General features: G+C 42.1%; 24 protein-coding genes, 1 other RNA gene and 1 riboswitch. Of the genes, 21 read left to right on the top strand and 4 right to left on the bottom strand.

Features of this window, described 5'->3' with window-relative positions; translation table 11 throughout:
* Nucleotides 1–16 precede the first annotated feature (16 nt).
* The 7 genes from eno to EDD69_RS11320 all read left to right on the top strand — a co-directional run bounded on the left by eno (nucleotide 17) and on the right by EDD69_RS11320 (nucleotide 6,263).
* On the top strand, nucleotides 17–1,312 hold the full coding sequence (gene eno, locus EDD69_RS11350; protein WP_132949070.1) for a phosphopyruvate hydratase: 1,296 nt from the start codon (nucleotides 17–19) through the stop codon (nucleotides 1,310–1,312).
* A gap of 117 nt (nucleotides 1,313–1,429) precedes the next feature.
* Nucleotides 1,430–1,663 (top strand): preprotein translocase subunit SecG, encoded by a 234-nt coding sequence (gene secG / locus EDD69_RS11345; protein WP_132949069.1) that lies wholly within the window; start codon nucleotides 1,430–1,432, stop codon nucleotides 1,661–1,663.
* A 71-nt stretch (nucleotides 1,664–1,734) separates the two neighbouring features.
* Entirely contained in the window at nucleotides 1,735–2,475 is a 741-nt protein-coding gene (locus EDD69_RS11340) for an alpha/beta hydrolase (protein ID WP_132949068.1), read from the top strand.
* A gap of 52 nt (nucleotides 2,476–2,527) precedes the next feature.
* Nucleotides 2,528–4,768, top strand: a complete 2,241-nt coding sequence (gene rnr / locus EDD69_RS11335; RefSeq protein ID WP_424565359.1) for a ribonuclease R — start codon at nucleotides 2,528–2,530, stop codon at nucleotides 4,766–4,768.
* An 80-nt stretch (nucleotides 4,769–4,848) separates the two neighbouring features.
* Nucleotides 4,849–5,316: an SsrA-binding protein SmpB gene (smpB, locus tag EDD69_RS11330; RefSeq protein WP_132949066.1), complete on the top strand. Its 468-nt coding sequence runs from the start codon at nucleotides 4,849–4,851 to the stop codon at nucleotides 5,314–5,316.
* A gap of 101 nt (nucleotides 5,317–5,417) precedes the next feature.
* Nucleotides 5,418–5,770: a transfer-messenger RNA gene (gene ssrA / locus EDD69_RS11325) on the top strand.
* Between the two features lie 211 nt (nucleotides 5,771–5,981).
* A complete protein-coding gene (locus tag EDD69_RS11320) occupies nucleotides 5,982–6,263 on the top strand; it encodes a hypothetical protein (protein WP_132949065.1) in 282 nt (93 codons plus the stop codon).
* A gap of 135 nt (nucleotides 6,264–6,398) precedes the next feature.
* On the opposite strand, the gene EDD69_RS11315 is transcribed toward EDD69_RS11320, so the two are convergent.
* Together EDD69_RS11315 and EDD69_RS11310 are read right to left on the bottom strand one after the other, a co-directional pair.
* The gene (locus tag EDD69_RS11315; RefSeq protein WP_132949064.1) at nucleotides 6,399–6,728 is read right to left on the bottom strand and encodes a spore coat protein; all 330 of its coding nucleotides are present in this window, start codon (nucleotides 6,726–6,728) and stop codon (nucleotides 6,399–6,401) included.
* A gap of 17 nt (nucleotides 6,729–6,745) precedes the next feature.
* Nucleotides 6,746–6,997, bottom strand: coding sequence for a hypothetical protein (locus EDD69_RS11310; protein ID WP_132949063.1), 252 nt, complete (start codon nucleotides 6,995–6,997; stop codon nucleotides 6,746–6,748).
* A 169-nt stretch (nucleotides 6,998–7,166) separates the two neighbouring features.
* On the opposite strand from EDD69_RS11310, the gene EDD69_RS11305 reads away from it, so the two are divergent.
* Nucleotides 7,167–8,084, top strand: coding sequence for a proline dehydrogenase family protein (locus EDD69_RS11305; protein WP_132949062.1), 918 nt, complete (start codon nucleotides 7,167–7,169; stop codon nucleotides 8,082–8,084).
* 16 nt (nucleotides 8,085–8,100) lie between these two features.
* Here the strand turns inward: EDD69_RS11305 and EDD69_RS11300 are convergent, their stop codons facing one another.
* Nucleotides 8,101–8,250: a YuzL family protein gene (locus tag EDD69_RS11300; RefSeq protein WP_132949061.1), complete on the bottom strand. Its 150-nt coding sequence runs from the start codon at nucleotides 8,248–8,250 to the stop codon at nucleotides 8,101–8,103.
* 171 nt (nucleotides 8,251–8,421) lie between these two features.
* Between EDD69_RS11300 and EDD69_RS11295 the strand changes: the two genes are divergently transcribed.
* From EDD69_RS11295 to EDD69_RS11270, 6 genes are all read left to right on the top strand, one after another.
* Entirely contained in the window at nucleotides 8,422–10,806 is a 2,385-nt protein-coding gene (locus EDD69_RS11295) for a 3-hydroxyacyl-CoA dehydrogenase/enoyl-CoA hydratase family protein (RefSeq protein WP_132949060.1), read from the top strand.
* A 12-nt stretch (nucleotides 10,807–10,818) separates the two neighbouring features.
* Entirely contained in the window at nucleotides 10,819–11,994 is a 1,176-nt protein-coding gene (locus EDD69_RS11290; protein ID WP_132949059.1) for an acetyl-CoA C-acetyltransferase, read from the top strand.
* 13 nt (nucleotides 11,995–12,007) lie between these two features.
* On the top strand, nucleotides 12,008–13,792 hold the full coding sequence (locus EDD69_RS11285) for an acyl-CoA dehydrogenase family protein (RefSeq protein WP_132949058.1): 1,785 nt from the start codon (nucleotides 12,008–12,010) through the stop codon (nucleotides 13,790–13,792).
* A gap of 52 nt (nucleotides 13,793–13,844) precedes the next feature.
* Complete coding sequence (locus tag EDD69_RS11280; RefSeq protein WP_132949057.1) at nucleotides 13,845–14,201, top strand: arsenate reductase family protein; 357 nt, start codon at nucleotides 13,845–13,847, stop codon at nucleotides 14,199–14,201.
* 69 nt (nucleotides 14,202–14,270) lie between these two features.
* Nucleotides 14,271–14,654 (top strand): glycine cleavage system protein GcvH, encoded by a 384-nt coding sequence (gcvH, locus tag EDD69_RS11275; RefSeq protein WP_132949056.1) that lies wholly within the window; start codon nucleotides 14,271–14,273, stop codon nucleotides 14,652–14,654.
* A gap of 53 nt (nucleotides 14,655–14,707) precedes the next feature.
* A complete protein-coding gene (locus EDD69_RS11270; protein ID WP_424565357.1) occupies nucleotides 14,708–14,944 on the top strand; it encodes a YusG family protein in 237 nt (78 codons plus the stop codon).
* Nucleotides 14,945–14,983: 39 nt separating this feature from the next.
* Here the strand turns inward: EDD69_RS11270 and EDD69_RS15710 are convergent, their stop codons facing one another.
* Entirely contained in the window at nucleotides 14,984–15,109 is a 126-nt protein-coding gene (locus EDD69_RS15710) for a hypothetical protein (protein ID WP_279388147.1), read from the bottom strand.
* A 157-nt stretch (nucleotides 15,110–15,266) separates the two neighbouring features.
* Between EDD69_RS15710 and EDD69_RS11265 the strand changes: the two genes are divergently transcribed.
* The 7 genes from EDD69_RS11265 (at nucleotide 15,267) to EDD69_RS11235 (ending at nucleotide 20,620) form a co-directional block, all read left to right on the top strand.
* Nucleotides 15,267–15,614 (top strand): toprim domain-containing protein, encoded by a 348-nt coding sequence (locus EDD69_RS11265; protein WP_132949055.1) that lies wholly within the window; start codon nucleotides 15,267–15,269, stop codon nucleotides 15,612–15,614.
* Nucleotides 15,615–15,629: 15 nt separating this feature from the next.
* Nucleotides 15,630–15,908 (top strand): thioredoxin family protein, encoded by a 279-nt coding sequence (locus EDD69_RS11260; protein WP_279388146.1) that lies wholly within the window; start codon nucleotides 15,630–15,632, stop codon nucleotides 15,906–15,908.
* A 102-nt stretch (nucleotides 15,909–16,010) separates the two neighbouring features.
* Nucleotides 16,011–16,361 carry a sterol-binding protein gene (locus tag EDD69_RS11255; RefSeq protein WP_132949054.1) on the top strand — a complete coding sequence of 117 codons (351 nt, stop codon included), beginning with the start codon at nucleotides 16,011–16,013 and terminating at the stop codon, nucleotides 16,359–16,361.
* A gap of 67 nt (nucleotides 16,362–16,428) precedes the next feature.
* Nucleotides 16,429–17,739, top strand: a complete 1,311-nt coding sequence (locus EDD69_RS11250) for an O-acetylhomoserine aminocarboxypropyltransferase/cysteine synthase family protein (protein ID WP_424565356.1) — start codon at nucleotides 16,429–16,431, stop codon at nucleotides 17,737–17,739.
* Nucleotides 17,740–17,874: 135 nt separating this feature from the next.
* Nucleotides 17,875–17,983: riboswitch (SAM riboswitch) on the top strand.
* 106 nt (nucleotides 17,984–18,089) lie between these two features.
* A complete protein-coding gene (locus EDD69_RS11245; protein WP_132949053.1) occupies nucleotides 18,090–19,118 on the top strand; it encodes a methionine ABC transporter ATP-binding protein in 1,029 nt (342 codons plus the stop codon).
* 58 nt (nucleotides 19,119–19,176) lie between these two features.
* On the top strand, nucleotides 19,177–19,776 hold the full coding sequence (locus EDD69_RS11240; RefSeq protein WP_132949083.1) for a methionine ABC transporter permease: 600 nt from the start codon (nucleotides 19,177–19,179) through the stop codon (nucleotides 19,774–19,776).
* 19 nt (nucleotides 19,777–19,795) lie between these two features.
* A complete protein-coding gene (locus EDD69_RS11235) occupies nucleotides 19,796–20,620 on the top strand; it encodes a MetQ/NlpA family ABC transporter substrate-binding protein (protein ID WP_132949052.1) in 825 nt (274 codons plus the stop codon).
* Nucleotides 20,621–20,631: the final 11 nt, after the last annotated feature.

The following is a 20,631-nucleotide window of genomic DNA, read 5'->3' as shown; positions in this document are numbered from 1 at the left end:
AAGGAGAGAGTGAACAATGCCAAGAATTATTGATATTTATGCTCGTGAAGTATTAGATTCTCGCGGAAATCCAACAGTTGAAGTAGAAGTGTACACAGAATCTGGTGCATTCGGCCGTGCGCTTGTGCCAAGCGGTGCTTCTACAGGTGAATATGAAGCGGTTGAATTACGTGATGGCGACAAAAGCCGTTACCTTGGCAAAGGTGTTTTAAAAGCAGTTGAAAACGTAAATGAAATTATTGCGCCAGCATTAGTCGGCAACTACGATGTAACAGAGCAAGTGGCAATTGACCGTGCATTAATCGAATTAGATGGCACAGAAAACAAAGGAAAATTAGGAGCAAACGCAATCCTAGGTGTATCCATGGCGGTTGCGCGCGCAGCAGCAGACTACTTAGATATGCCTTTATACCAATATCTTGGCGGATTCAACGCAAAAACATTGCCAGTGCCAATGATGAACATCTTAAACGGTGGCGCGCATGCAGATAACAACGTTGATATTCAAGAGTTTATGATCATGCCTGTCGGCGCACCAAACTTCCGTGAAGCGCTTCGCATGGGTGCAGAAATTTTCCATAGCTTAAAAGCGGTATTAAAAGCAAAAGGTTACAACACAGCAGTTGGTGACGAAGGCGGCTTTGCGCCAAACTTAAAATCAAACGAAGAAGCGCTTGAAACAATCATTGAAGCGATTGAAAAAGCAGGATATAAACCAGGCGAAGAAGTTATGCTTGCAATGGACGTTGCTTCTTCTGAGCTTTACAACAAAGAAACAGGCAAATATCATCTTGAAGGCGAAGGCGTTGTAAGAACGTCTGAAGAAATGGTTGCTTGGTACGAAGAGCTTGTTTCAAAATATCCAATTATCTCTATTGAAGACGGTTTAGATGAAAACGACTGGGCTGGCCATAAGCTATTAACAGAGCGCCTTGGCAAAAAAGTACAACTTGTCGGTGACGACTTATTCGTAACAAATACGAAAAAATTAGCTCAAGGTATCGAGCAAGGTGTCGGCAACTCAATCTTAATTAAGGTAAACCAAATCGGTACATTAACAGAAACATTCGAAGCGATTGAAATGGCAAAACGCGCAGGTTATACAGCTGTTGTTTCTCACCGCTCTGGTGAAACAGAAGACAGCACAATTGCGGACATTGCTGTTGCAACAAACGCTGGTCAAATTAAAACAGGTGCTCCTTCACGCACAGACCGCGTTGCGAAATACAATCAATTGCTTCGCATTGAAGACCAACTTGGCGATACAGCGGTTTACCAAGGAATTAAATCTTTCTATAACTTGAAAAAGTAATGGTATGACGAAATAAAGAGGCGATTGCATTCGCCTCTTTTTTACTTTGTTGTACAATTTTCATCAATTATGCTAAAATAAAACTATTGTTACGTGCGTTTTCTGGAGGTGTCGAACATGCATGCGTTTCTTGTTACGTTGTTAGTCATTGTTTCGATTGGGATCATTGTGGTTGTGCTATTGCAATCTGGAAGAAGTGCAGGGCTGTCTGGAGCGATTACAGGCGGAGCTGAACAATTGTTTGGAAAGCAAAAAGCGCGCGGAATCGATGCGGTGCTGCATCGCATTACGATCGTGTTAGCGGTGTTATTTTTCGTCTTAACAATGGCAGTAACGTATTTTCAACTTTAAGAAAGAGCGGTCCAGCGTTCCAGGATCGCTTTTTTTTCGTCGATACAAACGGAATAGAGGAGTGAACAGCGTTGAAACTTGTTGCACCACAACCATTTACATTTGAAGCAGGAGAGCGTGCGGTGTTGCTTTTGCACGGATTTACCGGAAATTCAGCAGATGTTCGAATGCTTGGACGTTTCTTGCAATCGAAAGGATATACGTGTCATGCGCCGATTTATAAAGGACATGGCGTGCCGCCAGAAGAGCTCGTTCATACAGGGCCGAATGATTGGTGGCAAGATGTGATGAACGCGTATCACTATTTAAAAGAGCGAGGGCACGAAAAAATTGCGGTGGCTGGTTTATCGCTTGGAGGCGTTTTTTCTTTAAAACTTGGCTATACTGTGCCTGTGGCCGGTATTATTCCAATGTGTGCACCGATGTATATTAAAAGCGAAGAAACGATGTACAAAGGAGTTTTAGCGTATGCCCGCGAATATAAAAAAAGGGAAGGAAAAAGCGAGGAGCAAATCGAGAAGGAAATGATCGAATTTGAAAAGACGCCGATGAAAACATTAAAAGCATTGCAAGAGCTCATTGCGGACGTGCGCGATCACATCGATTTAATTTATGCCCCTACTTTTGTTGTTCAAGCGCGTCATGATGACATGATTAATCCTGATAGTGCAAATATTATTTATAACGGCGTTGAATCACCAGTGAAGAAAATAAAATGGTACGAACAATCCGGACACGTCATTACGCTTGACAAAGAAAAAGATCAGCTGCACGAAGATATTTATGAATTTCTCGAATCATTAGATTGGTAATCCTCGGAAGGAGGTAGGAATATTGAATTTACAGGAACAAATTTTAACCTTTATGAAAGATGAAGCGTATAAGCCGTTAACGGTTCAGGAATTAGAAGAAGCGTTTGGCATTGAGGATGCCGTCTCTTTTAAAGAATTGGTAAAAACGCTTGTTGCTTTAGAAGAACAAGGATTGATTGTCCGCACACGCAGCAACCGTTATGGACTGCCTGAAAAAATGAATTTAATTCGCGGAAAAGTGACAGGCCATGCGAAAGGATTTGCGTTTGTCGTTCCCGAAGATCCGACGTTAGATGATATTTTTATTCCGCCGTCAGAGTTAAAAAACGCCATGCATGGCGACACGGTATTAGTGCGCGTTCAGCCGAAAACAACAGGAGCGCGCCAAGAGGGAACGATTGTCCGTATTTTAGAACGCGGTGTAACGGAAGTAGTCGGTACGTATACCGAAAGTAAAAATTTTGGATTTGTCATTCCCGATGACAAAAAGATTGTGAATGACATTTTCATTCCGAAGCACGCGACGAACGGCGCCATTGAAGGACATAAAGTCGTCGTCCGCTTAACGACCTATCCTGAGGGTCGAATGAGCGCTGAAGGGGAAGTTATTAAAATTCTTGGTCATAAAAATGACCCAGGCGTTGATATTTTATCGATTATTCATAAACATGGCTTGCCGCTTCAATTTCCTGAAGACGTCATCGCTCATGCCAACAGCATTCCAGATGAAATTACAGAAGAAGACTTAAAGGGACGACGCGATTTGCGCAATGAGATGATTGTGACGATCGACGGAGAAGATGCGAAAGATTTAGACGATGCCGTAACGGTGACAAAGCTTGAAAACGGCAACTATAAACTTGGGGTGCACATCGCTGATGTAAGCCATTACGTCACCGAAGGTTCTCCGATTGACCGCGAAGCGTATGAGCGCGGCACAAGCGTTTACTTAGTCGATCGTGTTATTCCGATGATTCCGCATCGTCTATCAAACGGCATTTGCTCATTAAATCCGAAAGTGGATCGGCTAACGCTCTCGTGCGAAATGGAAATTGACCAGCAAGGAAACATCGTCAGCCACGAAATTTTTGAAAGTGTCATTCGGACGACAGAGCGGATGACGTATTCGGATGTGAATAAAATTCTCGTTGATAAAGATGAGGAGTTGCGCAAAAAATACGAGCCGCTCGTTCCGATGTTTGAAACGATGGCGGAATTGGCGGAAATTTTGCGCGAGAAGCGAATGAAGCGCGGCGCGATTGATTTCGATTTTAAAGAAGCAAAAGTGCTTGTGGATGAAACAGGAAAACCATATGATGTCATTTTACGGGAACGTTCAGTTGCGGAGCGTTTAATTGAGGAATTTATGTTAGCTGCCAATGAAACGGTTGCGGAGCATTTTCATTGGTTAAACGTCCCGTTTATTTACCGCGTTCACGAAGATCCGAAACCGGAAAAACTGCAGCGTTTTCTCGAGTTCATCACGAATTTCGGTTATATCGTGAAAGGAACAGCGAATCAAATTCATCCGCGCGCGTTGCAAGAAATTTTAGAAGCAGCGAAAGGGCAGCCGGAAGAAATGGTTGTTTCAACGGTTATGCTTCGTTCGATGAAACAAGCGCGGTATGATGCGGAAAGTTTAGGTCACTACGGCTTGGCGACCGATTTTTATACTCATTTCACTTCGCCGATTCGCCGTTATCCTGATTTAATTGTTCATCGCCTGATTCGTACGTATTTAATTAACGGGCAACTGGATGAACAAACACAACAATATTGGGCAGAAAAGCTTCCGGATATCGCTGAACAAGCATCGAACATGGAGCGCCGAGCGGTTGAGGCTGAACGAGAAACGGATGATTTGAAGAAAGCCGAATTTATGGAAGATAAAATCGGCATGGAATTTGACGGCATTATTAGCTCTGTCACGAACTTCGGCCTGTTTGTTGAATTGCCAAACACAATCGAAGGGCTTGTGCATATTAGTTATTTAACGGATGATTATTATCATTACGATGAACAACATTACGCGCTCATTGGCGAAAGAACAGGGAAAATCTATCGAATTGGCGATGAAATTACGGTGCGCGTCATCAATGTGAATAAAGATGAGCGCATCGTCGACTTTGAAATTGTCGGCATGAAAAAAAGCCGACGCAAAGCGAAAAAAGAAACGCCAACGATCATTGAAGGAAAGAAGAAAAAACAAAAAGAGAAAAAAGAAAAGAAAAAGAAGAAATTTTATGAAGACATTCCAAAATTCAAAATGAAAAAGAAAAGGAAAAAACGATAGAATAGAGAGGATTTCAAGTCATTCTTGAAATCCTCGCTCATTTTGCTAAAATTTTATTTGTCCGAAAGGGGGAACGCGCGATGCCAAAAGGCGAAGGAAAGCTTATTGCCCAAAATAAAAAAGCGCATCACGATTATTTTATTGAAGAAACATATGAAGCAGGCATCGTCTTGCAAGGAACCGAAATTAAATCGATTCGCGCTGGAAAAGTGAATTTAAAAGACTCCTTTGCGAAAGTGGAAAAAGGTGAAGTGTTTTTGCACAATATGCACATCAGCCCGTATGAACAAGGCAATCGCTATAATCACGACCCGTTACGCACGCGGAAATTGCTTCTTCACCGCCGCGAAATTAATAAATTAATCGGTTATACAAAAGAGCAAGGATATACGCTTGTGCCGTTGAAGTTATATATTAAAAACGGCTTTGCCAAGTTGCTGTTAGGTGTTGGAAAAGGAAAGAAAAAATACGATAAACGCGAAGATATGAAAAAACGAGACGCAAAACGAGAAATTGAACGTGCATTTCGCGAGCGGCAAAAAATGTAAATACAATAGTTTACAATTGAAAAATGAAGTGAGACAGTTTATAATAAAAAGTGTCGATGCCAGTTATGCTTAAGCTCTTGTACGTAAACGCCTCTTGATACGGGGACGTTACGGATTCGACAGGGGTAGATCGAGCTTAAGCTGCGAGCCGAGGGGATCGTCCTCGTAAAAACGTCACCTAAAGATAACTGGCAAAGAAAATTACGCTTTAGCTGCTTAATAACTGCAGCTAGCTCCTCCCGCCATCGCCCATGTGGTGGGTCAGGGGCTCATAACTAGTGGGCTACGCCCGAGTCCGCCGTCTGAGGACGAGGGAAGAGAACAATCAGACTAGCCGCTCGGAGGCCTGTCGGTAGGCGGAAGATGCGGCGAAAGTCAAATATACCGACTACGCTCGTAGATGCTTAAGTGGCGATACCTCTGGACGTGGGTTCGACTCCCACCGTCTCCATTACGCGTATGAATGGATACATGTTCGTCATATAAAGGGAAGCATAAACTCACATGATATGTGTGTTTATGCTTCTTTTTTATTTATTGTAAAAGGGTACCAAAATAAATTTTCCAGAATCTATGTAAAAAATCTGGGGAGTACGGTACATTGGCCCATCCACTCCATATTTATCCTACATATGTATAAGAATGTAGCGATAGCATTAAGGAGGATGAACTCGATGAGTGAAGATACAAGAATATGGGGATTTGGTTTTCGTCCATGGGGATTTGGAGGTTTTGGCAGACCATTCGGATTTGGGGGTTTTGGTAGACCATTCTTTGGCGGACCATTCTTTGGTCGTCCATTCTTCGGTGGACCGTTCTTTGGAGGGTTTTTAGGCGGACTGTTGGGGAGTGCGCTAGTAAGCCCGTTTTATGGCGGTTATGGTGGTTATGGTGGTTATCCATATCCTTACTACGGATACGGATATCCTTATGGACCAATGTGGTAATAAAAATTGCTGGAGACTGCCAATGCTTAAACAATGGAATGACGAAGTGTGTGCAAACATAAAAAGCCATGATGCTCTATGTCATGGCTTTTTGTGAGGCTGGCAGGCATAAAAAAAACCTCCGGTAGCTTTTGTTTATTGCATCATATTGTTGTAAGGAAACTGGCTCGCATATCCTTGAAATTGCTGATGGGATTGTTGCAATTTTTGCGAATCGGCTTGCTCAAGCTTATACCATCCCTTTTTAAACATGAGATTATAAAGGTCTCGTTGGCAATTTTGCGTTTCGGTAAAAATGTTTAACATGTCCTGATATAAATGTTGATGGCTTGCTTCATGTAAAAAGGTTGAATACGATGAAGTCATATATTTTTCAGTTGTTAACATGTCATTAATAAAATCACGATCATTCATTTGTGGGGTTTTTGGTACTTGGGTTTTTGGATTTTGCACGTTGTTTTGCATCTTTGTTATACCTCCCTTTATTGCAAATGAGCATTTGGTTGTAAATGGTTTAAAATTTGTTGGTAATGGCGTTGATGCATTTGCCCTGCTCTTTCAATGGCATTGATAATCTCTTGGTCTTGACATTGCGATGCAAAAAAGTGCGCTTTTTTCATCGCTAGTAAATTCCATGACAACATATCGGTTAGATAGAGCGCATCTTTTGTCGAAACCATTTCAGGCGGTTGCGCCATGTTGACGTTGTTTTGCATGTTCATTTGCTGTTGCATATATGTCCCTCCTGTTAAAAATGAATATGTTCGATTGTATATTGCCCAAGATGGATATACCTATACACTATGAAGACAAAAAATACGATTATTCGACAAAAAGATATTCAAATATATTGAAAAATGTTAAAATAAATTTGGATGCGCTTGCAAAAGGGGGTAACAAAACATGGAACAAATGATGCGCGACTTTTTCTTATTTTTGTCAAAAAATAAAACGTTAACAAAATTAGCGAAAAAATACGGACTCCGCTTTGGAGCTTCACGTTTTGTTGCAGGTGAGACGATCGAGCAGGCCGTCGATGTTATTAAAGAATTGAATCGAAAAGGATTGGCGGTGACGATCGATTATTTAGGAGAATTTGTTGATAATGAACAAGAAGCAAATGAAATGGCCAATCATTCAATTGAAGCCATTCAAGCGATTGGACGAGAAAAATTAAATTCTCAGCTCTCATTAAAAATGACGTCCATGGGTCTTGATATTTCCGATGATCTTGTCATGAAAAATATGCGTCGCATTTTAGACGAAGCAAAAAAATATGGCGTGTTTGTAACGATCGATATGGAAGATTACTCGCGTTGTCAAAAGACGCTCGATATTTTTAAACAATTAAAGAAGGAATATGACAACGTTGGAACGGTATTGCAAGCTTATTTATATCGCACGGAAAAAGATATTGAAGATTTGAAAGATTACCGTCCAAATTTACGTCTTGTGAAAGGAGCATATAAGGAGTCACCAGAAGTTGCTTTTCCAAATAAAAAAGATGTCGATGAAAACTTTAAGAAAATCATTAAAATGCACTTATTGAACGGAAACTATACAGCGGTGGCAACGCATGACGATGCGATTATCGAATATACAAAACAGCTCGTGAAAGAGCATAACATACCAAATGACCAATTTGAATTCCAAATGTTGTACGGCATTCGTCCAGAACGTCAAGAACAACTTGCAAAAGAAGGGTATACGATGCGCGTTTATGTGCCATATGGAACGGATTGGTACGGCTATTTCATGCGTCGATTAGCGGAGAGACCTGCGAACGTTGCTTTTGTGTTGAAAGGAATGTTGAAAAAATAAGGTGGGGAATCCCACCTTATTCATTTCCCATATTTTCTTTGCCATATTGTTGGTTTTGACTCGTCTTTTTTCCGCCTGCGTCCATTTCAACGTTAGGACCCGCGCTTCCTTTTACGCTTGCGGCGCTGATTCCAGCTTTTGATGGGTGTTTCTTCATTTTTGCCATCGTGCTCACCTCCACGCATTAGCATGTCCAATTTTGTTGACAAAATTAGGTGAATTTATATGTTGCGAAAATTTAAAATATAATTTATATTTAAAGTAACGGAAAATTGATGAAATTTTTTTAAACAAAAAATGAATGATTGTTCATTCAATATTGTAAGGGGGAAGGGGAATGGTCAAACAAATAAAAAAGGCGGCCGTTCTCGGTTCTGGTGTGATGGGATCGGGAATTGCGGCGCATCTGGCTAACGTCGGTATTCCGACGCTGCTGCTAGATATTGTCCCACGGGAATTGACGGAGGAAGAAAAGGCGAAAGGATTGACATTGGAGCACAAAGAAGTGCGCAATCGCATTGTTAATCAAGCGATGCAACGTTTGTTAAAACAAAAACCAGCTCCGCTCATGTCAAAAGAAAATTTAGCGCTCATTGAAACAGGGAATTTTGAAGACGATTTTCATCGGCTTTCTGAATGTGACTGGATTATTGAAGTCGTTGTTGAAAATTTAGAGGTGAAAAAGAACGTATTTGCAAAAGTGGATGAAGTGCGAAAGCAAGGAAGCATCGTTAGCTCGAACACTTCTGGTATTTCTATTGAAGCAATGGCGGAAGGACGTTCGGAAGATTTTCGTAAGCATTTTTTAGGAACGCACTTTTTTAACCCGCCGCGTTATTTAAAATTGCTTGAAATCATTCCAACGAAAGATACGGCCCCAGAAGTATTAGCATTCATGAAAGAGTTTGGTGAAAACGTACTTGGAAAAGGGGTCGTTTTTGCCAAAGATACGCCAAACTTTATCGCGAACCGCATCGGTACGTATGGATTGCTTGTGACGGTACGTGAAATGATGAAAGGCGGTTATAGTGTCGGCGAAGTGGATTCGGTGACAGGCCCGCTCATTGGCCGGCCAAAGAGCGCGACGTTCCGCACGTTGGATGTTGTCGGGTTAGATACGTTTATTCATGTCGCCAATAACGTGTTTGAAAAAGTGGAAGGCGAAGAAAAAGAAGTATTTGCTGTCCCTTCATTCATGAAAACGATGGTTGAAAAAGGATGGCTTGGCAGCAAATCGGGTCAAGGGTTTTTCTTGAAACAAGGTAAAGACATTCTTGAATTAAACTATGAAACGCTTGAATACGAACCGCGCAAAAAATTAAAAGCGCCTTCGATTGAAATGAGCAAACAAGCAAAAGGGATTGCAAATAAATTGAAAGCGCTTGTATATGCACAAGATCGCGCTGGGGAGCTACTATGGAACATTTTAAGCCCAGTTCTCCTATATTCGGCTGAATTGCTTGGGGAAATTGCTGATGACATTGTCGCCATTGACCGTGCGATGAAATGGGGATTTGGCTGGGAGCTTGGCCCGTTTGAAACATGGGATGCGATCGGTGTGAAACAGGCGGTCGAGAAGATGAAAGCAGAAGGCTGTTCGATTCCGGTTTGGGTTGAAGAAATGCTGGCAAGCGGGCATGAATCATTTTATAAGCGTGAAGGCGGAAACGTGTTGTTTTACGACCGCGGTGAATATAAAGCGATAGAAGAAAATCCGAAAGTGATTCACATTCAACGGTTGAAAGAAGAAAGAGGCGTCATCAAGAAAAACAGTGGTGCTAGTCTCATTGACCTTGGCGATGATGTGGCGCTTCTTGAGTTCCATTCGCCAAACAATGCGATCGGACTCGATATTGTACAAATGATCAACGATGCCCTTGAGGAAGTCGACCGCAACTATAAAGGGCTGGTGATTGGAAATCAAGGGAAAAACTTCTGTGTTGGTGCGAACCTTGCAATGATTTTAATGGAAGCACAAGACGATAACTATTTTGAAATTGAATTTGTCGTTCGTCAATTCCAACAAGCGATGATGAAAATCAAATACAGTCCAAAACCGGTGGTTGTTGCTCCGTTTGCGATGACGCTCGGCGGAGGAACAGAGATTTGTTTGCCAGCTAGCCGCATTCAAGCTTCAAGCGAAACGTATATGGGACTTGTTGAAGTTGGCGTCGGTTTAATTCCAGGCGGCGGCGGAAACAAAGAACTGTACATCAAACATTTAAATTCCATGCCAAAAGGAGTGGAATTTGATTTACAAAAGGTCGCAAATAAAGTGTTTGAAACAATTGCGATGGCGAAAGTATCGACTTCGGCAGCGGAGGCGCGCGAATTGAATTTCTTAAGCGCTCAAGATGGCATTACGATGAATGGAGATCATCTCATTTATGAAGCAAAACAAGCCGTTTTATCGCTTTATGAGAGCGGATACAAGCCGCCAATTCGCAAAAAAATCCCTGTTGTCGGGGAAACAGGATATGCAACGCTTCTATTAGGCGCACAAGGCATGCATCTCTCTGGTTACATTTCTGAACACGATTTAAAAATTGCAAAAAAACTTGCTTATGTCATTGCAGGAGGAAACGTTCCGTTCGGTACGGAGGTCGATGAACAATATTTGCTCGATTTAGAGAGAGAAGCGTTTTTAAGTCTTGTGGGTGAACCAAAAACACAAGCGAGAATGCAGCATATGCTGCTCAAAGGAAAACCGTTAAGAAACTAAGGGGGGAGCAACGTGAAAGAAGCGGTGATTGTTGCTGGGGCGCGCACGCCTGTCGGCAAAGCGAAAAAAGGGACGTTAGCAACCGTCCGCCCTGATGATTTAGGGGCGCTTGTTGTGAAAGAAACGTTGAAACGTGCTGGAAACTATGAGGGGAACATTGACGATTTGATTATTGGTTGTGCGATGCCGGAAGCAGAACAAGGATTAAACATTGCACGCAACATCGGAGCGCTCGCTGGATTGCCGTATACAGTGCCAGCGATTACGATTAACCGTTATTGCTCTTCGGGATTGCAGGCGATCGCGTACGCAGCGGAACGAATTATGCTCGGTCAAGCGGATACGATTATTGCCGGCGGAGTGGAATCGATGAGCCTTGTGCCAATGATGGGGCATGTTGTTCGGCCAAACGTCAAATTAGCAGAAGAAGCACCGGAATACTACATGTCGATGGGGCATACAGCAGAGCAAGTGGCGATGAAATACGGAGTGAGCCGAGAAGATCAAGATGCATTTGCGGTGCGCAGTCATCAAAAAGCTGCCAAAGCCATTGCGGAAGGAAAATTTGTTGATGAAATCGTCCCGGTTGAAGTGACGGTTCGTCAAGTGACGAGCGACCATAAAGTTGTTGAGAAAAAAATCATCTTTTCCCAAGACGAAGGGGTACGACCAGACACAAACATGGAAACGCTAGCGAAGCTTCGTCCTGCGTTTGCAGTAAATGGAACCGTTACGGCAGGAAACGCTTCACAAACGAGCGATGGCGCTGCTGCTGTGATGGTCATGGACCATGAAAAAGCAAAAGCGCTCGGGCTCAAACCGCTTGGTAAATTCCGTTCGTTTGCGGTCGCAGGAGTTCCGCCAGAAGTGATGGGAATTGGTCCGGTTGCTGCGATTCCAAAGGCGCTTGAACTAGCAGGCCTTTCGCTTTCGGATATCGGCTTAATTGAATTAAATGAAGCATTTGCTTCGCAAGCGATTCAAGTGATTCGCGAATTAGGATTGGATGAGGAGAAAGTGAACGTAAATGGGGGCGCGATTGCGCTTGGCCATCCGCTCGGTTGTACGGGAGCGAAATTGACGCTTACGCTGTTACATGAGATGCGTCGTCGCAACGAACAGTTTGGAATTGTAACGATGTGTATCGGCGGCGGAATGGGTGCCGCTGGCGTATTTGAATTAATTTAAGGGGGAATCGAAAATGACAAAAGCGTTAGACAATGTGGTGAAAGGCGGAAGCTTTTTAATTGAAGATGTCGCGTGCGATCGTATATTTACGCCGGAAGATTTTACAGATGAACATAAAATGATTGCGAAAACGACGGAAGAGTTTGTCGTTAACGAAGTATTGCCGCAACTAGAGCATTTAGAAAATCATGAATTTGATCGTTCTGTTCAATTGTTAAAACAAGCGGGGGAACTCGGACTTTTAGGTGCAGATGTACCAGAGGAGTATGGCGGATTAGGGCTTGATAAAATTAGTTCAGCGTTGATCGCCGAAAAAATGTCGCGTGCCGGTGGATTTTCAATTTCTCATGGTGCTCATGTCGGAATCGGTTCTCTTCCAATTGTTTTATTCGGTACAGAAGAGCAAAAACGGAAGTATCTCCCAGCGCTAGCGACGGGCGAAAAAATTGCGGCATACGCCTTAACAGAACCAGGGTCCGGATCAGACGCATTAGGTGCGAAAACAACAGCGAAATTAAATGCAGAAGGCACGCACTATATTTTAAATGGTGAAAAACAATGGATTACAAACGCTGGTTTTGCGGATGTATTCGTTGTGTACGCAAAAGTAGATGGCGAGCATTTTTCAGCTTTTATCGTCGAACGTGATTTTCCTGGTGTTTCGACAGGTGCAGAAGAAAAGAAAATGGGAATTAAAAGCTCATCGACGCGCACGCTCATTTTAGAAGATGCGCTCGTTCCAAAAGAAAACTTGCTTGGCGAAATTGGCAAAGGCCATGTCATTGCGTTTAACATTTTAAACATCGGCCGTTATAAGCTCGGCGTCGGTGCAGTTGGCGGAGCAAAACGTGCGTTAGAAATTACAATTCAATATGCAAACCAACGTCAACAATTTAAAACGCCTATTTCGAAATTTTCATTAACACAAGAGAAATTAGCAACGATGGCAGCGAAATTGTATGCAACGGAGAGCTCTGTCTATCGCACAGTTGGTTTGTTTGAAGAGCGCATGGGACAATTAACGGAAGAACAGGCGAAAGACGGAAAGGAAATTGCGAAGTCGATTGCGGAATATGCGATTGAATGTTCATTAAATAAAGTATTTGCAACCGAAACGCTCGATTATATTGTCGATGAAGGCGTGCAAATTCACGGCGGCTATGGCTTTATGCAAGAATATGAGATTGAAAGAATGTATCGGGATTCGCGCATTAACCGCATTTTTGAAGGAACGAATGAAATTAACCGCTTGATCGTTCCGGGAATGTATATGCGCAAGGCGATGAAAGGAGAGCTTCCTTTATTGCAAAAAGCGCAAAGCCTGCAAGAAGAGTTGATGATGCTGATGCCAGAAGAAGTGGGCGATGGTGTGCTTGAGAAAGAAAAATACCTTGTTCGCAATGCGAAAAAGATTGCATTGATGGTTGCAGGATTAGCAGCGCAAAAATTCGGACCAAAGCTAGAAAAAGAACAGGAAATTTTAGTGAACATTGCCGACATCGTCGGCAACGTATATGCGATGGAATCTGCGCTTCTTCGCACAGAAAAAGCGATTCAAAAGTCAGGTGTTGAGAAAAATAAACAAAAAGTATTGTATACTGAAATTTTCTGTCAAGAAGCGTTTAATGAAATTGAAGCGCATGCGAAAGAAACGATTGTTGCTGTTGAACAGGGAGATACGTTGCGCATGATGTTATCTGCATTGAGAAAATTAACGCGCCATACGCCAACCAATGTCATTGCGAAAAAACGTGAAGCGGCGGCTGCATTAATTGAAGCAGAACGTTATGTTGTGTAATAATGGAAGTACCAGACGATCCGTCTGGTACTTCATTTGTTGAGGTGATGTTATGGCGTTGACATTTTATTGGTATCCAAAATGCGGAACGTGTCGAAAGGCGAAAAAATGGTTAGACGAGCATGGCATTCGCGTCGAAGAAGTACATATTGTCGAGCAGCCGCCGTCAAAAGAACAATTGCGCGAGCTTTATCAAAAAAGCGGTCTTGAGTTAAAAAAATTTTTTAACACAAGCGGCATGAAATATCGCGAATTAGGGTTAAAAGAGAAACTAAAAACGGCTTCCGAGGAAGAAATGTTAGATTTGCTTGCTTCTGATGGAATGTTAATCAAACGCCCGATTTTGACAGACGGTGAAAAAGTGACCGTTGGATTTAATGAGCAACAATATGAGGAATTGTGGAAATAGTCGTGAATTTTTCTTTGAAATGGTTTATGATGAAAGGGAAAACAATCGTTGAAAGTTGGAGGGACAGAGATGAATATTCCAAAGGAATTACGCTATTCTGAAGAACATGAATGGGTGCGCGTGGAAGGAGACAAAGTGCGAATCGGCATTACAGATTTCGCTCAATCTGAATTAGGGGACATCGTTTTTGTCGAGTTGCCTGAAGTCGGTGCCGAAATTACAGCGAATGAGCCATTTGGAAGCGTAGAATCCGTGAAAACCGTATCTGAATTATATGCGCCAGTGAGCGGAAAAGTGGTTGAAGTGAACGAAGCACTCAATGACAACCCTGAATTTGTTAACGAATCTCCTTATGAAAAGGCATGGATGATCGTTGTTGAACCTTCTGATTTAAGCGAAGTGGACAACCTTTTAACAGCTGAACAATATGAACAAATGATTAACGAAGAGTAAGAAAAGGCAAAACCGGACACCCTATCTAAAAAAATGGAGAGAGGGTGTCTTTTTTGTTGAAGCTAACAAGCATGGATGTAACGAATGAGGTTGTTGGAAAATTAGGAGAGGAAGAAGTACGATTATTTTACGAAAATGAACAAATTGGTCGATTAAACTTAACGAATCGTCGATTTGAATTGAAAACCGGTTACCATGAGAAATCCGGAAGAATTTTCAAACATGTGACCGTTACAGCTTCTCCAGATGAGAAATATGTGGATTGTGATGATGAGCGCGGATGGTGCTAAAAGACAGCAAATTTGCTGTCTTTTTATATATGATAAGCTTCATTTTTCGACATGAACAAGCTTTTCTGCCACTTCCCCGAACGAAAACGCCATCAGACAAATGAATTTGTCTGCCATGCGTTTTACGTTCGGGATCGGCATGCTAGAAGCATGCCGGGGCGGCAAGAAAAACCTTGCCGCCTATGGCAGAAAAGCACTCTTCCATTCACGATGAGATATATCGGAAATTCAACTTGAATCTATACACATAGTTATAAAAAGGAGAAAAATTCTCGCTAGTAGAATATAATACATATATATATTTGTTTGTAAGGTGATGGATATGGCGATGGTTGAAATTGAAAAAGTCATTATTGTTGAAGGGAGATCGGATAAAAAGAAACTGGAAAGCATCATTAGTGAACCAGTTGAAATAATTTGTACGAACGGAACATTAAGTACGGCGAGGCTTGATGAACTCGTCGATGAGCTCTATGATAAAGACGTATACATTTTAGTTGATTCTGATGAAGCTGGGGAAAAACTCCGTAAACAGTTGCGACATGAATTCCCAAAAGCCGAGCATCTTTATATTGATAAAATGTATCGCGAAGTAGCTGCTGCACCGAAACATCATATTGCGGTTGTATTGCTTAGCGCAAATATTGATGTCCATGCGCAGTATTTATAAAAGGTGTGAAAGAAAGTGGATTTAGAAAAAGAGATCACCGTGATGTATTTATATACTCCTCTTTGCGGCACTTGCCAAGTTGCGGGGAGAATGGTGGACGTTGTTAAGGAATTATTTCCGAATGTAACGTTTGTGAAAGAAGATCTGAATTATATTCCTGAACGAGCAATCGAGTGGCAAGTTGAAAGCGTCCCTTGTTTGCTTATTTTTAAAAACGGGGAGCTAGTGAAAAAAATTTATGCTTTTCATTCGGTCCCGTACTTATATGAAACGATCAAAGAGCTGACTGAATAAGTCAGCTTTCGACATATTTCTTGGGAAATGAGAGATTTGTCGATGAGTTTATAAAGGAATTCCCTCCCCTTCATGGAAGGATTAAAAGGGGGAGGGATTTTTATGATTACACTGATCGATCAATTTGTTGAACGAGTGAAAAATGTCCATCATTTAGTACCGATATTACCAGAAGATCATTTATACCTTTCTTTTCAATGGGAAGATGGGAACGTATTGCTTGCCATCTCCAAAAATGAAATTAAAAGACTAGAAAACGTCACGTTTCGGTTGAAAGATACGATTACCATTCGCGGGGCTAGCCAGTCCATCGCTTGTTTATTAAGTGGAAAGTTAAAGTTACAACAACAATTGCGATTAAAAGAGCTGGCGATTTCAGGAACATTTCGCCAAATTCTTTTGTTGGAATCGATTTTTTTACTAGCAAAGCCTTACGAGGAAATGATGTATTGACTTCCATTCAAAACAATGATAAAATTCCGAATATTCAGATGAGAATAATAAGAAGGGAGTGATCGTCGTGGGTGAAAAAACGTATCGATTTGAAACGGTTGCGATACATGGGGGACTACAAGTAGATCCTGTCACAAGGGCGCGAGCTGTTCCAATTTATCAATCGAATGCCTATTTGTTTAAAAATACAGAGCATGCCGCTAATTTGTTTGGGTTGAAGGAAGCTGGGTATATCTATACACGGATTCATAATCCAACGGTGACCGTGTTTGAAGAGCGGGTAGCGCAGCTTGAAGGGGGAATTGGCAGCTTGGCAGTGGCAAGCGGTATGGCTGCGATTACGCTCGCGATTTTAAACATCGCTAGTGCGGGAGATGAAATTGTTTCGGCATCGACGCTATATGGAGGCACTTATAATCTTTTTGCCAACACGCTTCCGAAGTATGGGATTCAAACACGTTTTGTTGATCCGTCCAATCCTGAGAATTTTCGCCAAGCGATTACACCAAAAACGAAAGCGATTTTTGCTGAAACGATCGGAAACCCAAGTTTGCATGTGCTAGACATTGAAGCAGTTGCCGAAATTGCGCATGAAGCAGGAATCCCTCTCATTGTCGATAATACGTTTGCGACTCCTTATCTCTGCCGTCCAATTGAACACGGTGCTGACATTGTCATTCATTCCGCAACCAAATGGCTTTTAGGAAATGGAACAACGCTTGGCGGAATCATTGTTGACGGTGGAAAGTTTGATTGGAATTCACCGAAATTTCCGGGATTCATAACTCCAGATCCGAGCTATCATCACCTAGTGTATGCCGAAGCATTCGGCAATGCTGCTTATATCGTGAAAGCGCGCGTACAACTATTGCGCGACTTAGGCCCAGCGATTAGTCCGTTTAACGCTTTCCAATTTAATCTTGGCTTGGAAACGTTGCATGTTCGGATGAAAGAACATATCGCAAACACGAGAAAAATCGTGGAATATTTAGATCAACATCCGGCGGTGGAGTGGGTATTATATCCTGAACACGAGCGTCATCCAGCGAAAGAGTTGGCGAAAAAATATATGCCGAAAGGAGCTGGAGCGATCGTTGTATTCGGGATCCGAGGCGGTCGAGATGCAGGAGCGAAAGTGATAAACAACGTCAAACTATGGTCGCATTTGGCGAATGTCGGCGATGCGAAAAGTTTAATTATTCATCCGGCAAGTACGACCCATCAACAACTAAGTGGTGAAGATTTAAAGGCATCGGGTGTGACGGAAGATTTAATTCGTTTATCGGTTGGTATTGAGAATATTGATGATCTAATTGATGATTTAGAACAAGCGATCGAAGCGGCTACTGGAATTTCATCCACTTATTCGCATATGTAAGCGATGTTCTCACCTTCTTATGAGAGAATTTTTCAGAAAAAAATTGAATTTTTTTTATTGACAGTATATATTTTACATGCTAGAATCACACTCGTAATAAAAAAAGGACTTCAACTGAATAAAGTGATTAATGCGCTCTTATCAAGAGAGGTGGAGGGATGTGCCCTATGAAACCCGGCAACCGTCAGCGCTTTGCTGAAATGGTGCCAATTCACACAAAGCGTTTTGCTTTGAGAGATAAGAGACAGAATGGAGTAAATTACGCCTTTCTGTTCTCTTGAGCAGAAAGGCTTTTTTTATATGGCACCTGATGAATAAGCATCTGTTTCGATAAGGAAGGTGAGACGTGCGTGATTACACTGTCAAACGTGACAAAAATATATAAAGCGAAAAGTGGCAATGTCACTGCCGTTGACAATATTAGTTTGCAAATTCAAGAAGGAGAAATTTTCGGGATCATCGGTTATAGCGGTGCAGGAAAAAGCTCGCTCATTCGTCTTTTGAATGGGCTGGAAAAGCCGACGAGCGGAAAAGTATTAGTGTCCGGGCGCGATATGGGAGCGATTAAAGGAAAAGAATTGCGTCAAGCTCGTCAAGAAATCGGAATGATTTTCCAACATTTCAATCTTCTTTGGTCAAGAACGGTACGCGAAAATATTGCATTTCCACTTGAAATTGCAGGGGTACCGAAAGAAGAACGAATGAAGCGTGTCGACGAGTTGATCCAACTTGTTGGATTAGAAGGCCGAGAAAATGCCTATCCATCTCAATTAAGCGGTGGCCAAAAGCAACGTGTCGGCATCGCCCGCGCATTGGCCAATAATCCGAAGGTGCTCTTATGTGACGAAGCGACTTCCGCATTAGACCCACAGACGACTGATGCGATTTTAGATTTATTAGTCGATATTAACCGTCGGCTTGGTTTGACAATCGTTCTTATTACGCACGAAATGCATGTGATTCGAAAAATTTGTGACCGTGTTGCGGTGATGGAAAACGGAAAAATTGTGGAGCTTGGAGAAGTATTACAAGTGTTCCGAAAGCCGCAGCAACCGATTACGAAGCGGTTTGTACAGCAAGTCACGGAGCCGGAAGAAACAAAAGAAACGATTGAACATTTGCTCAATAAATATCCAAACGGAAAAGTGGTTCAACTCACATTCGTTGGGGAAGCGGCTGAGCAACCACTCATTACCAATTTGATTCGCCAATTTGATTTAAACATCAATATTTTACAAGGGAAAATTTCGCAAACTCATCACGGTTCTTACGGCGTCTTATTTGTTCACATGGACGGGGATGAAGCAGAAATCGATCGAGCCATTGACTACATTCGTCAACAACAAGTAGAAGCGGAGGTGATGGCGGGTGTGGACTGAGTTGTTTCCGAATGTCATTTGGGAAAAAATTTGGGAAGCGACCATTGAAACGCTATATATGACGGGAGTTTCGGTCATTGCCACCTTTATTCTTGGCACCATTCTTGGTTTGCTTCTCTTTTTAACGTCAAAGGGCAACATCTGGGAAAACCGATTGATCAACGCGGTTATTGCATCGTTTGTAAACATTTTTCGCTCGATCCCGTTCATTATTTTAATTATTTTGCTTATTCCGTTTACCAATCTTATGGTCGGTACTATTCTTGGTGCCAATGCAGCATTGCCGGCGTTAATCATTGGTGCGGCTCCGTTTTATGCGCGGATGGTAGAAATTGCGCTTCGAGAAATTGATAAAGGCGTCATTGAAGCCGCAAAGGCGATGGGAGCGAAAACAACCACGATTATTTTTAAAGTGCTCATTCCCGAATCACTGCCTGCCCTTGTTTCGGGGATTACGGTGACAGCGATCGCCCTTGTTGGTTATACGGCCATGGCAGGAGTTGTCGGCGCGGGCGGACTTGGAAACTTAGCGTATTTAGAAGGATTTCAACGCAACCATAACGATGTCACGTTCGTTGCGACTGTATTGATCTTAATCATTGTTTTTGTCATTCAGTTTGTAGGTGACTTTGTCACTTCCAAAATAGATAAACGATAATCAAGGAGGTTGGGAGATTATGAAAAAATGGTTTTCTCTTTTTGTAGCAGCAATGATTCTCGTTGCGCTTGCTGCGTGCGGTCAAAAAGAAAACGCAGAAGAAAAAACAAATAAGCTTGTCGTTGGAGCATCGAATGTACCGCATGCAGAAATTTTGGAACAAGCAAAACCGATTTTGAAAGAAAAAGGAATTGAATTGGAAATTGTCACATTCCAAGATTACGTATTGCCAAACAAAGCGTTAGCAGATAAAGAAATCGATGCAAACTACTTCCAGCACATTCCTTACTTAGAATCACAGAAAAAAGAGCATGGTTATGATTTTGTGAACGCTGGCGGCATTCACATCGAACCAATCGGGGTGTATTCAAAGAAATATAAAAGCCTTGAAGAGCTTCCAGAAGGCGCAAAAATCATTATGAGCAACTCTGTCGCCGATCATGGCCGCATTTTATCAATGCTTGAAGAAAAAGGACTTATTAAGTTAAAAGAAGGTGTTGATAAAACAAAAGCAACGATTGATGATATCGTTGAAAATCCAAAAAAACTTGTATTTGAAGCAGACGTTGAAGCTGGATTGCTTCCGCAAGTGTATAAAAACAACGAAGGAGATGCGGTGCTTATCAACGCCAACTATGCGCTTGATGCAGGATTAGATCCGGCGAAAGATCCGATTGCGATTGAGTCTCCAGAAAACAACCCATATGTCAACATCATCGCGGTGCGCAAAGGAGATGAAAATCGCAAAGAAATTAAAACACTTGTTGAGGTATTGCAATCAAAAGAAATCCAAGACTTTATTTTAGAAAAATATAATGGTGCTGTCATCCCAGCAGCGAAGTAAACGAAAAAGTG

This window comes from Thermolongibacillus altinsuensis, assembly GCF_004341205.1.
GTDB lineage: Bacteria > Bacillota > Bacilli > Bacillales > Anoxybacillaceae > Thermolongibacillus > Thermolongibacillus altinsuensis.
Note: the sequence above shows the minus strand (reverse complement) of the source record. Positions and strands in the feature narration are given on the sequence as shown.

Excerpts from the sequence above, each read along its gene's own strand:
- eno (WP_132949070.1), top strand. The coding sequence starts at position 17 with ATGCCAAGAATTATTGATATTTATGCTCGTGAAGTATTAGATTCTCGC.
- secG (WP_132949069.1), top strand. The coding sequence starts at position 1,430 with ATGCATGCGTTTCTTGTTACGTTGTTAGTCATTGTTTCGATTGGGATC.
- rnr (WP_424565359.1), top strand. The coding sequence starts at position 2,528 with ATGAAAGATGAAGCGTATAAGCCGTTAACGGTTCAGGAATTAGAAGAA.
- smpB (WP_132949066.1), top strand. The coding sequence starts at position 4,849 with ATGCCAAAAGGCGAAGGAAAGCTTATTGCCCAAAATAAAAAAGCGCAT.
- EDD69_RS11320 (WP_132949065.1), top strand. The coding sequence starts at position 5,982 with ATGAACTCGATGAGTGAAGATACAAGAATATGGGGATTTGGTTTTCGT.
- EDD69_RS11315 (WP_132949064.1), bottom strand. The coding sequence starts at position 6,728 with ATGCAAAACAACGTGCAAAATCCAAAAACCCAAGTACCAAAAACCCCA.
- EDD69_RS11310 (WP_132949063.1), bottom strand. The coding sequence starts at position 6,997 with ATGCAACAGCAAATGAACATGCAAAACAACGTCAACATGGCGCAACCG.
- EDD69_RS11305 (WP_132949062.1), top strand. The coding sequence starts at position 7,167 with ATGGAACAAATGATGCGCGACTTTTTCTTATTTTTGTCAAAAAATAAA.
- EDD69_RS11300 (WP_132949061.1), bottom strand. The coding sequence starts at position 8,250 with ATGGCAAAAATGAAGAAACACCCATCAAAAGCTGGAATCAGCGCCGCA.
- EDD69_RS11295 (WP_132949060.1), top strand. The coding sequence starts at position 8,422 with ATGGTCAAACAAATAAAAAAGGCGGCCGTTCTCGGTTCTGGTGTGATG.
- EDD69_RS11285 (WP_132949058.1), top strand. The coding sequence starts at position 12,008 with ATGACAAAAGCGTTAGACAATGTGGTGAAAGGCGGAAGCTTTTTAATT.
- EDD69_RS11280 (WP_132949057.1), top strand. The coding sequence starts at position 13,845 with ATGGCGTTGACATTTTATTGGTATCCAAAATGCGGAACGTGTCGAAAG.
- gcvH (WP_132949056.1), top strand. The coding sequence starts at position 14,271 with ATGAATATTCCAAAGGAATTACGCTATTCTGAAGAACATGAATGGGTG.
- EDD69_RS11265 (WP_132949055.1), top strand. The coding sequence starts at position 15,267 with ATGGCGATGGTTGAAATTGAAAAAGTCATTATTGTTGAAGGGAGATCG.
- EDD69_RS11255 (WP_132949054.1), top strand. The coding sequence starts at position 16,011 with ATGATTACACTGATCGATCAATTTGTTGAACGAGTGAAAAATGTCCAT.
- EDD69_RS11240 (WP_132949083.1), top strand. The coding sequence starts at position 19,177 with ATGACGGGAGTTTCGGTCATTGCCACCTTTATTCTTGGCACCATTCTT.
- EDD69_RS11235 (WP_132949052.1), top strand. The coding sequence starts at position 19,796 with ATGAAAAAATGGTTTTCTCTTTTTGTAGCAGCAATGATTCTCGTTGCG.